The organism is Actinomycetota bacterium, from assembly GCA_016700055.1.
Lineage (GTDB): Bacteria > Actinomycetota > Acidimicrobiia > Acidimicrobiales > Ilumatobacteraceae > Kalu-18.
This window is the reverse complement of the sequence record CP064997.1, coordinates 1,671,645-1,684,822: the sequence shown is the minus strand read 5'-3', so window position 1 is coordinate 1,684,822 and position 13,178 is coordinate 1,671,645. Positions and strand designations below refer to the sequence as shown.

13 protein-coding genes are annotated in these 13,178 nt (G+C 70.2%); 8 read left to right on the top strand and 5 right to left on the bottom strand.

Annotated elements, in window-relative coordinates; all coding sequences use genetic code 11:
- The first annotated feature begins 37 nt into the window (after nt 1–37).
- Nucleotides 38–1,891 carry a copper resistance protein CopC/CopD gene (locus tag IPM43_08190; protein ID QQS23456.1) on the top strand — a complete coding sequence of 618 codons (1,854 nt, stop codon included), beginning with the start codon at nt 38–40 and terminating at the stop codon, nt 1,889–1,891.
- 28 nt (nt 1,892–1,919) lie between these two features.
- Here IPM43_08190 and IPM43_08185 read toward each other — a convergent pair whose 3' ends face one another.
- A complete protein-coding gene (locus tag IPM43_08185) occupies nt 1,920–3,005 on the bottom strand; it encodes an ATP-dependent DNA ligase (GenBank protein ID QQS23455.1) in 1,086 nt (361 codons plus the stop codon).
- A gap of 99 nt (nt 3,006–3,104) precedes the next feature.
- Here IPM43_08185 and IPM43_08180 point away from each other — a divergent pair, with 99 nt between their 5' ends.
- The 4 genes from IPM43_08180 to IPM43_08165 all read left to right on the top strand — a co-directional run bounded on the left by IPM43_08180 (nt 3,105) and on the right by IPM43_08165 (nt 6,340).
- Nucleotides 3,105–3,914 carry an SIMPL domain-containing protein gene (locus tag IPM43_08180; protein ID QQS23454.1) on the top strand — a complete coding sequence of 270 codons (810 nt, stop codon included), beginning with the start codon at nt 3,105–3,107 and terminating at the stop codon, nt 3,912–3,914.
- Nucleotides 3,915–3,955: 41 nt separating this feature from the next.
- Nucleotides 3,956–5,497, top strand: a complete 1,542-nt coding sequence (locus IPM43_08175; GenBank protein QQS26384.1) for an acyl-CoA carboxylase subunit beta — start codon at nt 3,956–3,958, stop codon at nt 5,495–5,497.
- 220 nt (nt 5,498–5,717) lie between these two features.
- Nucleotides 5,718–6,152: an RDD family protein gene (locus tag IPM43_08170; GenBank protein QQS23453.1), complete on the top strand. Its 435-nt coding sequence runs from the start codon at nt 5,718–5,720 to the stop codon at nt 6,150–6,152.
- Nucleotides 6,153–6,157: 5 nt separating this feature from the next.
- The gene (locus IPM43_08165; protein ID QQS23452.1) at nt 6,158–6,340 is read left to right on the top strand and encodes a hypothetical protein; all 183 of its coding nucleotides are present in this window, start codon (nt 6,158–6,160) and stop codon (nt 6,338–6,340) included.
- A gap of 169 nt (nt 6,341–6,509) precedes the next feature.
- Here IPM43_08165 and IPM43_08160 read toward each other — a convergent pair whose 3' ends face one another.
- Nucleotides 6,510–7,439, bottom strand: coding sequence for a nucleoside hydrolase (locus IPM43_08160; GenBank protein QQS23451.1), 930 nt, complete (start codon nt 7,437–7,439; stop codon nt 6,510–6,512).
- Nucleotides 7,440–7,479: 40 nt separating this feature from the next.
- Here IPM43_08160 and IPM43_08155 point away from each other — a divergent pair, with 40 nt between their 5' ends.
- The 3 genes from IPM43_08155 to IPM43_08145 all read left to right on the top strand — a co-directional run bounded on the left by IPM43_08155 (nt 7,480) and on the right by IPM43_08145 (nt 10,885).
- Nucleotides 7,480–8,499 (top strand): metallophosphoesterase, encoded by a 1,020-nt coding sequence (locus IPM43_08155; GenBank protein QQS23450.1) that lies wholly within the window; start codon nt 7,480–7,482, stop codon nt 8,497–8,499.
- A 122-nt stretch (nt 8,500–8,621) separates the two neighbouring features.
- Nucleotides 8,622–9,737 carry an aminotransferase class I/II-fold pyridoxal phosphate-dependent enzyme gene (locus tag IPM43_08150; protein QQS26383.1) on the top strand — a complete coding sequence of 372 codons (1,116 nt, stop codon included), beginning with the start codon at nt 8,622–8,624 and terminating at the stop codon, nt 9,735–9,737.
- Nucleotides 9,725–10,885 carry a CoA transferase gene (locus IPM43_08145; protein ID QQS23449.1) on the top strand — a complete coding sequence of 387 codons (1,161 nt, stop codon included), beginning with the start codon at nt 9,725–9,727 and terminating at the stop codon, nt 10,883–10,885. The genes IPM43_08150 and IPM43_08145 overlap by 13 nt, the downstream gene beginning before the upstream one ends.
- Nucleotides 10,886–10,903: 18 nt before the next feature.
- Here IPM43_08145 and msrA read toward each other — a convergent pair whose 3' ends face one another.
- From msrA to IPM43_08130, 3 genes are all read right to left on the bottom strand, one after another.
- The gene (msrA, locus tag IPM43_08140) at nt 10,904–11,560 is read right to left on the bottom strand and encodes a peptide-methionine (S)-S-oxide reductase MsrA (protein QQS23448.1); all 657 of its coding nucleotides are present in this window, start codon (nt 11,558–11,560) and stop codon (nt 10,904–10,906) included.
- Between the two features lie 18 nt (nt 11,561–11,578).
- Nucleotides 11,579–12,316 (bottom strand): ABC transporter permease, encoded by a 738-nt coding sequence (locus IPM43_08135; GenBank protein QQS26382.1) that lies wholly within the window; start codon nt 12,314–12,316, stop codon nt 11,579–11,581.
- 71 nt (nt 12,317–12,387) lie between these two features.
- Nucleotides 12,388–13,170, bottom strand: coding sequence for an ABC transporter permease (locus IPM43_08130; protein QQS23447.1), 783 nt, complete (start codon nt 13,168–13,170; stop codon nt 12,388–12,390).
- Nucleotides 13,171–13,178: the final 8 nt, after the last annotated feature.

Sequence of the window (13,178 nt, the reverse complement as noted above, 5' to 3'; positions counted from 1 at the left end):
CACCTCGCCACGGTGGCTGGCTAGCTTGGGTCGACACATGCCCCACGACTCCGCCGTCCCGAGGCGTCTGGCCGCCGCGATCGGCGGGCTGGCCGCCGGGCTCGCCTTCTTCGCGCTCAGTTTCGCAGCAGCGTCGGCGGCCACGGAGACCACCCTCGAAAGCTCGAGTCCCGCAGCCGACGAGCAGGTGGCGACGTCACCGACCCAGCTGCAGCTCGTCTTCAACGAGCCGGTGCCGATCGAAACCGTCGTCGAGGTGGTGTGCGGCGGGCAACCGGCACCGCTCGGGCCCTCGCGGATCGAGGCCGACCAGCGCACGGTCACCGTGCCGGTGATCTCGGCATTGCCGAAGGGGACGTGCAACGTGCTCTGGCAGGTCCCTCAGGTGGACGGCTCGGCGAACCAGGGCAACTACAGCTTCGACATCCTCGCCGACTCCGTCCCCGTCACCGACGCCAGCGCGCCGGGTTCGACCGACTCGAACGACTCGACCGACTCAACGGACTCCACCGATCCCGAAGCCGGCACCGACACCGACACCGAGGCAGGTGGCACCGCCTCCGAGCCGCCGCGCGTGGGCGGCCTGCTCGCGCTGTCCCGCCTGGTCACCTACGTCGCCCTCGCTGCGCTGTTCGGCGGTCTCGTGCTCATCACGACGTCGTGGCCAGAAGGCGTCGACTACCTGATCACACTGAGGTTCATCCGCCTGGCTTGGTTCCTGGCGCTCGCCGGAACCCTCGGCACCGTCGTCTTCATGACAGCTCGCGTCACCGGTGAAAGCGTCGGGTCATCGCTCAGCCCGGCGGCCTGGGGAGACCTGATCGACTCGACGGACGGCAAGGTGCTGCTCGCCAGACTCGCGCTGGTGGCCGCCTCCGGCTGGGTGGCGATGCGACCCGAGCGCGTGCTCGATCCGGCCTCGCAGCTGCTCGCTCTTGGCATCCCGGGACTCGCCGTGGCCACTCTCGGCGTGAGCCACACCGACGCCAAGCTCGCCGCAGCCGGCGTGCTGGCCGGCATCGTCCACGCGTTGGCGGTGAGCGTGTGGTTCGGTGGGCTGTTGCTGCTCAGCCGCGTCGTGCTCGTCGGCCCCGGTGAGGAAGACCTGGTGCACGCCGTGCGCGGCTACAGCCGCAGCTCGGTCACGTTGCTCGTCATCGCGCTCGTCACGGGCCTGTTCCAGGTCTTCCGTCTGGACGGCGGTGCCCTGCTCTCCAGCACCCACGGTCGCCTGGTGGTGCTGAAGGTGGCCGGTGTGGCGGCGATGACGTACGTGGGCACCGTCTTTCGCCACTTCGTCCTCAGCCGCCTCGCGCGCCACGACCACCTCGACGAGCGGACCGCTTTCCGCCTGCGCCGCGCTGTCGGAACCGAAGCCCTCATCGGGTTGATCGTGCTCGCCCTCACCTCGTGGCTCGTCGCCACCCGACCGGCGAACATCGATCCCCCGGGCACCGACCGCACCGACTACGCCTACGTCAGCGAGCGCTCCGCGGGCGAGCTCGCCGTGCGGCTGCTCGTGCACCCCGCCCGCGTGGGAACGAACCAGGTGCGCCTGGAGCTGTTCGAGCCGCCCACCGGGGTGAGCGGGCTCACCGTGCGCTTCAACCCCCCGGTGTCCTCGACCGGCGTGTCGGCCGTGGTGCTCACGGTGCCCCTCGACGGCGCCGGTGCCGCGCTGTTGCCGCTCGACCAGGGCATCCCGCTCGGGACGGCCGGGACGTGGACGGTAGAGGTGAGCGCCGACGGCCCGAACGGCCGCCTGCCGACGGCGACCTTCGCGATGGGGATCTCCGCAGACGCCGGGTCCACCACCACCTCCAGCTCCTCGATACCTGGCTCGTCGGTGGTCCCGCTGCAGACGACCAGCTCCTCGTCCGCGCCACCGTGACCTTCGGCCACGACAGCGCGCGAGACCTCTAGGCGAACACTTCGTCGAAGGGCACCGGCTCGGCGACGTCGAGCTGGTCGTAAGTGCAGCTCTGCGGGGTGCGGTCCGGGCGCCACCGGACGAGCGTCACGCCGTGGCGGAAGCGGCCGTTCTGCAGTTGGCCGAAGGTCACCTCGACCACCCGCTCGATGCGCACCGGTACCCAGCTCGGGTCCTTCCCCTTGCCCGCGGTCCAGCGGCTCGGCGCGCCCGGCATCCGTGCCGATTCCTGGGCGACCGCGTCGGCCCACTCCCGCCACGGGTGGTTCGTGAGCGCATCCTGCGTGAGCGGGGTCATCTCGGCCAGCAGCTCGGCACGGTAGGTCGTGGTGAACGCGGCGGTGACCCCGACGTGGTGCAGCTGTCCGGCGTCGTCGTACAGCCCGAGCAGCAACGAGCCGACCCCGCGGCCGTCCTTGTGGATGCGGTAGCCGGCGACCACGCACTCGGCGGTGCGCTGGTGCTTCACCTTCACCATCGTGCGCTTATCGGGGGTGTAGGGCAGGTCGAGTCGCTTGGCGACGACGCCGTCCAGCCCGGCACCCTCGAAGCGCTCGAACCAGCCGCGCGCGAGGTTCGGGTCGGCGGTGATCGGCGTGCGGTGGATCGGCGACTCCGCCTGGCCGAGGACGTCGTCGAGGCGGGCGCGCCGTTCGGCGAACGGCGCGGCCATCAGCGAGCCACCCGGCGCGGCCAACATGTCGAACGCGACGAACGACGCCGGCGTCTCCGCGGCCAACCGGCGCACCCTCGACTCGGCCGGATGGATGCGCTGTAGCAGGGCGTCGAAGTCGAGCCCCCCGTGGGCAGCGGGGATGACGATCTCGCCGTCGACCACCGCGCCAGAAGGCAGCGCGGCGGCCAGCGGAGCGAGCAGCTCGGGGAAGTAGCGGTTGAACGGGCGCTCGTTGCGGCTGCTCAGCTCGACCTCGGGCTCACCGTCGCCGTCACCGCGGAACACGATGCATCTGAAGCCGTCCCACTTCGGCTCGTAGACCCATTGGTCGCCTTCGGGAACCACCTCGGCGAGCTTGGCCAGCATCGGCGCGATCGGCGGCCGCACGGAGAGCACCATCGCCCCAGCCTGTCACGGGAACCCGGGAGGCCGCGGCGGCGTCCAAGGGGTTGCACCGTCTCTGGTGCACCGAAGTCGGATCCGCGAGGAGGATGCGCGATGGCAACCGCACGCTGGGTGGGATTGGTGGTAGGTGGTGTTGCGCTCGGCGCCGCCGCGGTCGGCATCGTCGCCGCCGTCGACGACGGGCCGGAATCGAGCGACGCCTCGACGCCGGCCACCGCAGGGGCGAACCAGGTGGCCGAAAGCCCTGCCGGCACGGGAGACTCGGGCGACAGCACGAGCCGTCCGCTGCGCACGATCACCGTCAGCGGGGTCGGCACGGCGACGGGCACCCCGGACACCGCGCGGGTCTGGCTCGGGGTCGAGGTGCAGGCGTCGTCCGCGAACGAGGCCCTCGACGGCGCGAACGAGAAGGCCGCCGCGTTGCTCGCCGTACTCGAAGGCTCGGGCATCGAAGCCGCCGACGTGCAGACGTCGAACGTTTCGCTGTACCCGCGCTACGACAACAACGGCCGCAACATCCTCGGCTACGTCGCGTCGAACGATCTCACGGTCGTGGTGCGTGATCTCGACCGCCTCGGTGGTGTGCTCGACGCCGCCGCCGGGCTGATCGGCAACGAGATCCGCTTCGGAGGGATCTCGCTGTACGTCGACGACACCGACGCCCTGGAGAGCGAGGCCCGGGGGGCTGCCGTAGCCGACGCCCGCGCAGCTGCCGACGAGTACGCCACCGCGGCCGGCGTCGAGCTCGGCCAGGTGATCTCGATCTCGGAGGTCTCCACACCGACGCCGAGCCCGATCTTCGTGGACGAGGCCGCGGGGGCGGACAGCGCGGAGTCCGTGCCGATCGCGGCCGGCAGCCAGGAGTACTCGATGACGATCACCGTCGTCTACGAGATCGCCTGAGGGCAGGAGTAGCGTCGGGCGACGTGAGTGGCACGAACCCGATGCACGAAAAGCTCGAGGATCTGCGCCAGCGCAAGGAGCAGGCGTTCAACGCCGGCTCCGCGCGCGCAGTCGAGCGCCAGCACGCCAAGGGCAAGCTGCTCGCCCGGGAGCGGATCGAGTACCTGCTCGACCCCGACAGCTTCCACGAGCTCGACCTGCTCGCGCGGCACAGGGCGCATGCCGCCGGCCTGGAGGAGCGGCCATACACCGACGGCGTGCTCACCGGGTGGGGCACGGTCGAGGGCCGCAAGGTGTTCGTCTTCTCGCAGGACTTCACCGTGTTCGGCGGCGCCCTCGGCGAGGTGTTCGCCGAGAAGATCCACAAGCTGATGGACCTCGCGCTGAAGGTCGGCGCACCGGTCGTCGGCCTGAACGACGGCGCCGGCGCGCGCATCCAAGAAGGCGTCGTGTCGCTCGCCAGCTACGGCGGCATCTTCTACCGCAACGTGCTGTCGTCGGGCGTCGTCCCGCAGATCTCGGTGATCCTCGGCCCGTGTGCCGGCGGCGCCGTCTACTCGCCGGCGATGACCGACTTCATCTTCATGGTGCGCGAGTCGAGCCACATGTTCATCACCGGTCCCGACGTGGTGAAGACCGTCACCGGCGAAGAGGTCACGCTCGAAGAGCTGGGCGGCGCGATGAGCCACGCGTCGAAGAGCGGCGTCGCCACGTTCGTGTCGGCCGACGAGAAGGCCTGCCTCGACGACGTCCGCTACCTGCTCTCGTTCCTGCCCCAGAACAACCTCGACGTGCCCCCGACGGTGGCCACCGACGACGACCCGGACCGGCTCTGCGAAGACCTCCGCGAAATCCTGCCCCCCTCGGCGAACCAGCCGTACGACATGAAGAAGGTCATCGCCTCGGTGGTCGACGACGGTGACTTCTTCGAGTACTTCCCCCACTGGGCGAAGAACATCGTGTGCGGATTCTCCCGCCTGAACGGCGAGACGGTCGGCATCGTCGGCAACCAGCCGATGGTGCTGGCCGGCGTGCTCGACATCGAGAGCTCGGAGAAGGCGGCGCGCTTCGTGCGTTCCTGCGACGCGTTCAACGTGCCGCTGCTCACGTTCGTCGACGTACCCGGCTTCCTGCCCGGAGTCGACCAGGAGTACGGCGGGATCATCCGCCACGGCGCCAAGCTGTTGTACGCGTACTGCGAGTCGACCGTGCCGCGCATCCAGGTGATCACCCGCAAGGCCTACGGCGGCGCGTACGTGGTGATGAACTCGAAGTCGATCGGCGCCGACCTCGCCTACGCGTGGCCCACCGCCGAGCTAGCGGTGATGGGCCCGCAGGGGGCGGTCGAGATCGTCTACCGCCGTGAGCTGCAACAAGCGGCCGACCCCATCGCCCGGCGGGCCGAGCTCGTCAACGAGTACACCGAGCGGTACGCCAACCCGTACGCCGCGGCCGAGCGGGGCTACGTCGACGACGTCATCGACCCCGCCGAGACCCGCCGCAAGGTGATCGCCGGGTTCGAGATGCTGCGCACCAAGCGCGAGGAGCTGCCGCGCCGCAAGCACGGCAACATGCCCCTGTAGGTGCACGCATCTGGGAGACTCGTCCCGTGACGAACTTGCCGCCGCCTCCGCCCGACGGAGGGTTCCCCCTGCTCCGCCTCCCGGCTACGGCGCGCCGCCTTCTGGCTACGGTGCCCCCCCGCCTCCCGGCTACGGATCGCCGCCCTATGGCTACGGGACGCCTGCTCCGCCTGCCGGCGGTGCCGAGCTGGCCGGTTTCGGCGCGCGCCTCCTCGGCTACGTGCTCGACAGCATCCTGTACGGCTTGCTGGCGGCGGTGTTCCTGGTGCCCGCCTTCGTGCTCGGCGTGCGCTCGCTCGACGACTGCGACTGGCGCGGCGACGAGATCGAGTGCCGGTCGGGCGACATCAACGGCGGGCTACTCCTCGCTGCCGTGGCCCTCTGGCTGCTCGCCATCGTCGTCGTGGCAGTCCTCTACATCCGAGCACTCGGACGCACAGGCCAGACCTGGGGCAAGCGCATCGCCGGAGTCAAGGTGGTGTCGAGCGACACCGGGCAGCCGATCGGCATCGGACGAGCCGTCGGGCGCACGTTCTTCGCCGGGTTCATCTCGGCCAACCTCTGCTACCTCGGCTACTTGTGGATGCTGTGGCAGCCCCAGAAGCAGACCTGGCACGACATGGTCGTCAGCAGCGTCGTCATCCGGCAGCGGTGACGTCGATGGACGTCCTTCCGGTACCGACCGACGAGGAGGCGGCGGTGATCACCGCCGCGATCGAGGCAGCCTGGCCGCGGTCGGTCGTCGTCGCCGCCGCACCCCGGATCGAGCGCGAGTCGGTGTGGCGGTTCAGCGGCCGCTGGTGGGCCAAGCCCATCGCCGCCCGCCGCGAACGCCCCTTCTGACCCCACCAGGACTCCGCCAGAACCCCGACTGGACTCCGGCCGGACTCCAACTGAGTCGCAATCTCGACATCGAACCGCAGCTCTCGCGCCAATCTGGCGCGATACCTGCGGCTGGAGTAGTTCCGTTGACAGATTGGCGCGATACCTGCGGTTTTCGGGTGGGGGTCAGTCAGGTGAGCGATGACTTGAGCAGGTCGAGGAAGCGGTCGCGGTCGGCGGCGGTCACGACGTGCGCGTTCGGCTGCTGACCGGTGAACCCGAGCAGGTCGATCACCACCATCCCCTCGGTCAGCGGGCTCTCGGTCTCGACGGCGCAGTGCAGGTGGCGCACATCGGTCGCGATCTCGGGATCGATCGCGATCGCCATCGCGATCGGGTCGGGCAGGTCGAAGCCGGCGAGCTTCGTCTGGTCGTGGCAGAACGCGGCGACGGCCACCTGGATGTCCATGCAGAACCGGGCGAGGGGGGTGTCGAGGGCACGGATCTCGTCGGCCTCCGCCTCGTCGATGACCGCGAACCGCCGGGAGATGTCCCAGCCGACGAACGTGATCGGCAGGCCGCCGGCGAGCACCACCTCGACCGCGTGGGGGTCGACCCACATGTTGAACTCGGCCACCGGGGTCATGTTGCCGACGTGGTCGGCCACCGCCCCCATCACCACGCACCTGCGCACCTTTGCCGCGAGCGACGGGTCACGCTGTAGGGCAAGGGCGACGTTGGTGAGCGGCCCGAGGGTGACGAGCGTCAGCTCACCGGCGTGAGCGTCCGCGGCGGCGAGGAGGGCGTCGACGGCGTGTCCCGGCGTGGGACTGCGCCCGCCGAGCGGCAGGCCGATGTCGCCCATCCCGTCGCTCCCGTGCACCACCTCGGCCGTACGTAACGTGCGCACCAGCGGCCGCTCGGCGCCGGCGTACACCGGCACGGTCGAGTCGCACAGTTCCAGCGTGTACAGCGCGTTCTGCACGGCCTGGTCGAGCGGTACGTTGCCCGCGACCACACCGATGCCGACCACCTCGACGTCGGCATTGCGCAACGCCATCACCAGAGCGACCGCGTCGTCGCTCGCGGTATCGGTGTCGACGAAGAACGGGCGGGCCATGAGGCAGCGCACTGTACCGCCGGCAGTTACCGTGATCGCCGTGACTGCGCCCGAGGGATTCCGCGTCGACGTGACGACGGTGGCCGACGATCTCGTCGTGCTGCACGCGGGCACCGAAGTGCGCCGCTACCAGGGCCTTGCCCCCGGCAGCGAGCACGACCTCGACGGTGTCGTCGTGCGCACGGCGACCACGCCCGGCGGCGAGCTGCTGTGCCGCTTCGCGACGGTCAACGACGTGCACTTCGGGGAGGTGGAGTGCGGCCGCATCGACGACCACCCGATCGGGCCGATCCTGCGCGCGGCACCGGGCGAAGAGCCGTACCCCGAGACGATGAACCGCTCCGCGGTGGCCGAGATCACCGAGCTGGCCCCGCAAGCGGTGTTCGTGAAGGGCGACCTCACCAACGACGGCACCGACGAGCAGTTCGCCGCGTTCGAGGCGTGCTACCGGAACGCGTTCGGCGAACGCCTGCACGTCGTGCGCGGCAACCACGACTCCTACGAGGGCCAGCAGCGCTACCACGGCGACACGCGCGTCGACCTTCCCGGCGTCACCATCGCGCTGCTGGACACCGCGATCCCGACCGAGACCACGGGCACGATCCGTCCCGAGCAGACCGCTTGGCTCGACGAGCTCGCCGCGTCGGCGGACCGGCCGGTAGTCGTGATGGGCCACCACCAGCAATGGGTCGGTGGCGAGCGCAGCGACGACTACTTCGGGCTGCATCCCGACGCCAGCGACGCGCTCACCGAGGTCGTCGCGCGGCGAGCCAGCATCGTCGCGTACACGGCCGGCCACACGCATCGCCACCGCGTGAGGCCGATGGCTTGTGGCGTGCCGAGCGTCGAGATCGGCTGCGTGAAGGACTTCCCCGGCACGTGGGCCGAGTACCGCGTGTACGAAGGCGGGATCATGCAGGTGGTGCACCGCATCTCCAGCCCCGAGGCGTTGGCGTGGAGCGAGCGCTGCCGTGGGCTGTACAGCGACTTCGGCATCGACTACCAGACGTACGCGCTCGGCTCGCTCGACCAGCGCTGCTTCACGATCCCGCGGCGCTGAAACCGCGGGGGCAAGGTCCCGGCACGAAGCGCTGATCTACCCTCGTCACCGTGAACCCGAACGGTGGGCGACACATCGGCGCAGAGGCGCTGCGGGCAGCTCGGGTGCCGCCGTTCCACGCGATGGCGATGGCCCGATTGGCGAGCGAGCACGAGGCGAGTGGCCGACGGGTGCTGCACCTCGAGGTCGGCCAGCCGGCCACGCCCGCACCGTCGCTCGCCCGCCGAGCCGCCGTGGAGGCGATCGAGTCCGAGAACGCCCTCGGCTACACGAACGCTCCCGGGCTCCAGTCGCTGCGCAGGCGCATTGCGGCGCACTATGCCGAGCGTTACTCCGCTGCAGTCGACGCGGAAGCGGTACAGGTCGTCGCCGGTGCCTCGGCCGGGTTCACGCTCGCCTTCTTGGCCTGCTTCGACGCCGGCCAGCGCGTCGGGGTGGTCGAGCCCGGTTACCCCTGCTACCGCAACACGCTGATCGCGCTCGGCATCGAGGCAGTGCCGGTACCCGTCGGTGCGCCGACGCGGTGGGCGCCGACGGCCGAGCTGCTCGACGACGCCGGCCACCTCGACGGACTAATCGTCGCCTCGCCCTCCAACCCGACGGGCACGGTGCTGGACGATGCCGCGCTCTCGGCGCTGGTGCTGTACTGCGATCAGCGCGGCATCCGCCTGATCGCCGACGAGATCTACCACGGGATCACGTACGGCGGCCCTGCCCCCTCGGTGCTCTCCCACACCGCCGACGCGGTGGTGATCAACAGCTTCTCGAAGTACTACTCGATGACCGGCTGGCGGCTCGGGTGGATGGTCGTGCCCGACGGGCTGCACGACGCGGTCGAGCGGCTGCAGCAGAACTTGTTCATCTGCGCTCCCCACGTCAGCCAGGTCGCCGGGCTCGCGGCGTTCGAGTGCCGCGCCGAGCTGGACGCCCACGTCGAGCGCTACGCCCGCCACCGCCGGCTCCTGATCGACGGGCTCGCGGCGGCGGGCATCGCCGACATCGCCGAAGCCGACGGCGCGTTCTACGTGTACGCCGACGTCGCTGCCGTACTGGCGGCGCGAGGCGTCGACACGTCGATGGCGCTGTGCCGCACCTGGCTGGACGAGCTCGGCGTGGCGAGCACGCCCGGGCTCGACTTCGACCTCGCCCGCGGCAACGACTTCGTGCGCTTCTCCTACGCCGGTGATCCCGCCGACATCGCGCAGGCCTGCACCCTCCTCGGCGGATGGCTGGCGTGAACGACCGCTCGGGCGGGCCGGAGTCGAAGCCACCGCTCGCCGGCATGCACGTGATCGATCTGTCGACGGTGCTCGCCGGCCCCAACGCCGCGCGCTACCTGGCCGACTTCGGCGCCGACGTGGTGAAGGTGGAGCGCCCCGAGGGCGACAGCCTGCGCAACATGGCCTGGCGCGACCCACGCGACGGCACCGGGCTGTGGTGGAAGCTGGTCAACAGGGGCAAGCGCACCATCGCGCTCGACCTGAAGGACGAGGCCGATCGTGAGCTGTTGCTCGGCCTCGTCGACGACGCCGACGTGCTGATCGAGAACTTCCGTCCCGGCGCGCTCGAACGCCTCGGCCTCGCCCCCGACGTGCTGCTCGCGCGGCGCCCGTCACTGGTGATCACGCGCGTCAGCGGCTTCGGCCAGACCGGGCCGTATGCGTCACGGCCGGGCTTCGCCACCATCGCCGAATCGATGAGCGGTCTGGCCGCGCTGAGCGGGGAGCCGGACGGGCAGCCTCTGCTGCCCCCGATCGCCCTGACCGACGAGGTGACCGGCATCGTCGCCGCCTTCGCGACGATGGTCGCCCTGCACAGCGGCGTCGGCCAGGTTGTCGACGTCAGCCTGCTGGAGAGCATGTTCCAGATCATGGGACCACTCGTCTCGCTGTACGCCGTCACCGGCGAGCAGCAGCCGCGTCTCGGCGCCGGCCTGCCCTACACGGTGCCGCGCGGCACCTACCGCTGCGCTGACGGCCGCTGGGTCGGCATCTCGACTTCGTCGGACTCGGTTGCCGAGCGGGTGATGCGCGTGCTCGGGGTGCAAGGCGACTTGCGGTTCACGACGTTCGCCGCGCGAACCGCGAACCGCGAACCGTTGGAGCAGCTCACCATCTCGTGGTGCGCAGCTCGCTCGAGCACCGACGTCGTCGCGGCCTTCGAGGCTGCGGAAGCGGCGATCGGGCCGGTGATGGACATGGCCGACATCGCTGCCGACCCGCACTACGCGGCGCGCGACGCGATCGTCGACGTCGGTGGCACCCCGATGCAGGGCTTGATCGCCAAGCTCTCGGCCACCCCCGGTGTCCTGCGCTTCGCGGGGCGCCCGATCGACGCCGACGGCGCCGAGATCCGGGCGTCGGGATGGGGCCACTCGGCCCGCTGAGCGGCCCGGCAGGTGGTGCTACTGCTCGCCGCCTACGCCGACCGGGCAGGAGACGCCCGTGCCGCCGAGGCCGCAGTAGCCGTTGGGGTTCTTGCCCAGGTACTGCTGGTGGTACGGCTCAGCGTAGAAGAAGGTGCCGAGCGGGGCGATCTCGGTGCTGATCTCGCCGTAGCCGGCCTGGCGCAGCTGCTCCGCGTAACGGTCGCGGCTCGCCTCGGCGGCGGCGCGCTGGGCATCGTCGGCGAAGTAGATGCCGCTGCGGTACTGCGTGCCGACGTCGTTGCCCTGGCGCATCCCCTGCGTCGGGTCGTGGTGCTCCCAGAACACCCGCAGCAGCTCGTCGTAGCCGACGCGTGAGGGGTCGAACGCGACGAGCACCGCCTCCGCGTGGCCGGTGCGCCCTGTACAGGTCTCTTCGTAGGTGGGGTTCGGCGTGAACCCGCCGGCGTAGCCGACAGCGGTGGAGTAGACGCCCGGAAGCTGCCAGAAGACGCGCTCGGCGCCCCAGAAGCAGCCCATCGCGAACACCGCGGTCTCGATCCCCGCCGGCCACGGGCCCTGCAACGGCGCGTCGAGCACGAAGTGCTCCACCGGCACCGGCATCGTCTGGTCGGTTCGCCCTGCCAGCGCGGTGTCAGCGGTGACCATCTCCACGTGCTTGCGTCCGAAAACCATGGCCCCAGGCTAGGACCGCTACTTGAGCAGCAATGCGTCGATGCGCCGGGCGGCGACGGTCAGCCCGGCGAAGGCGAGGGCAACGAGCACCGCGACGTGCAGGAACATCGCCCACGTCGGCTCGCCGAGGCTGAACCCGCGCACCAGCGCGACCCCGTGGTAGAGCGGGCTGAACTGCAGCAGCCACCCCCAGCCCCCGTAGCTGGCCACCGGGTAGAACGTGGCCGAGAACAGGAAGAGCGGCAACGTCACCGTCGGCACGTACTCGAAGTCGGACCAGGTCCGCATGAACGTCGTCGCCGCCATGCCCACCGAAGCGAACGCGAACCCGATCAGCACGCACGCCGGCAGGGTGAACACCACGAGCGGCGACGGCGCCATCCCGAGGGCGACGAGGCACACGAGGAACGCCGTCGAGTACAGCATCCCGCGCAGCACGGCCCAGCCGATCTCGCCGAGGGCGACGTCCGCGGAACCCATCGGGGTGGCCAGCACCGCCTCGTACAGCTTCGCTTGCTTCAACTTGAAGAACACGTTCATCGTCGAGTCGTACACCGCGCCGTTCATCGCCGATGCCGCCATCAGTGCCGGCGCGACGAACTCTGCGTATGGGATCGTCCGCCCGGCGAACTCGACGTCGCCGACGAGCTTGCCGAAGCCGATGCGGATCGAGAACAGGTAGAAGAGCGGCTCGAAGAAGCCCGACACGAGGATCAGCCACGTGCGTCGGTAGACCATGACGCTGCGCTCGACCATCCGCTGCGGCCTGCGCGCGGCACGCCAGATCGGTGGCGTGATCCGTGTGATCGCGACTGTCGAGGCGGCGTTCACGTATGCAGCTTCCGACCGAAGGCCGCGTACGCCGCGGCCCAGCCGAGTGCGATGTAGGCGCCGAGCACGCCGAAGTGCACCGCGGCTTCGACACCGCCGAGCGTGTGCAGCGAGGCGCCGCGGCACAGCTCGACGCCGTGCCACAGCGGCGTCACGTACGCGATCGGACGCAGCCCGGCAGGGAGCTGCTCGATCGGGTAGAAGGCACCGCCGAACAAGAACAGCGGGGTGACGATGAAGCGCTGGATGGCCGGGAACGAGATGTCGCTCTCGCGCGTCGCCGCCCAAGCGGCGATCGGGAGCGCGAACGAGAGCCCGGTGAGCACTGCCGCCGGCACGCCGACGACGAGCCCGATCGAACGCGTTTCGGACATCAGCGCGAGCACGGTGGCAACTGCGATCGAGCTGAGCAGCAGCCGCGTGGCCCACCACAGCACCTGACCACCCAGCACGTCGCCGATGCCGAGGGGTGTGGCCGCCTGGCTCTCGTAGCCCCGGTTCCACTTGAAGCCGTCCATCACCGGCCACGACGCCTCACTGCTGCCGATCAGCATCGCCGTCGTCGCCAGCAGGCCGGGCGCGAGGAAGGCGACGTACGGAAGGTCGCCGAGCACCGCCTCGGAGGACTCGTTCGCGTTGATCAGCGAGCCGACACCCGCACCCATCGCGAGCATGAACGCCAGCGGCTGCAGGAACGAGGAGGGCAACTGGCTGCGCCAGATGCGCTTGTAGAGCGCGAGGTGGCTCTCCCACACACGCACGGTCGCCGGTGTGCTCATCGTGGACC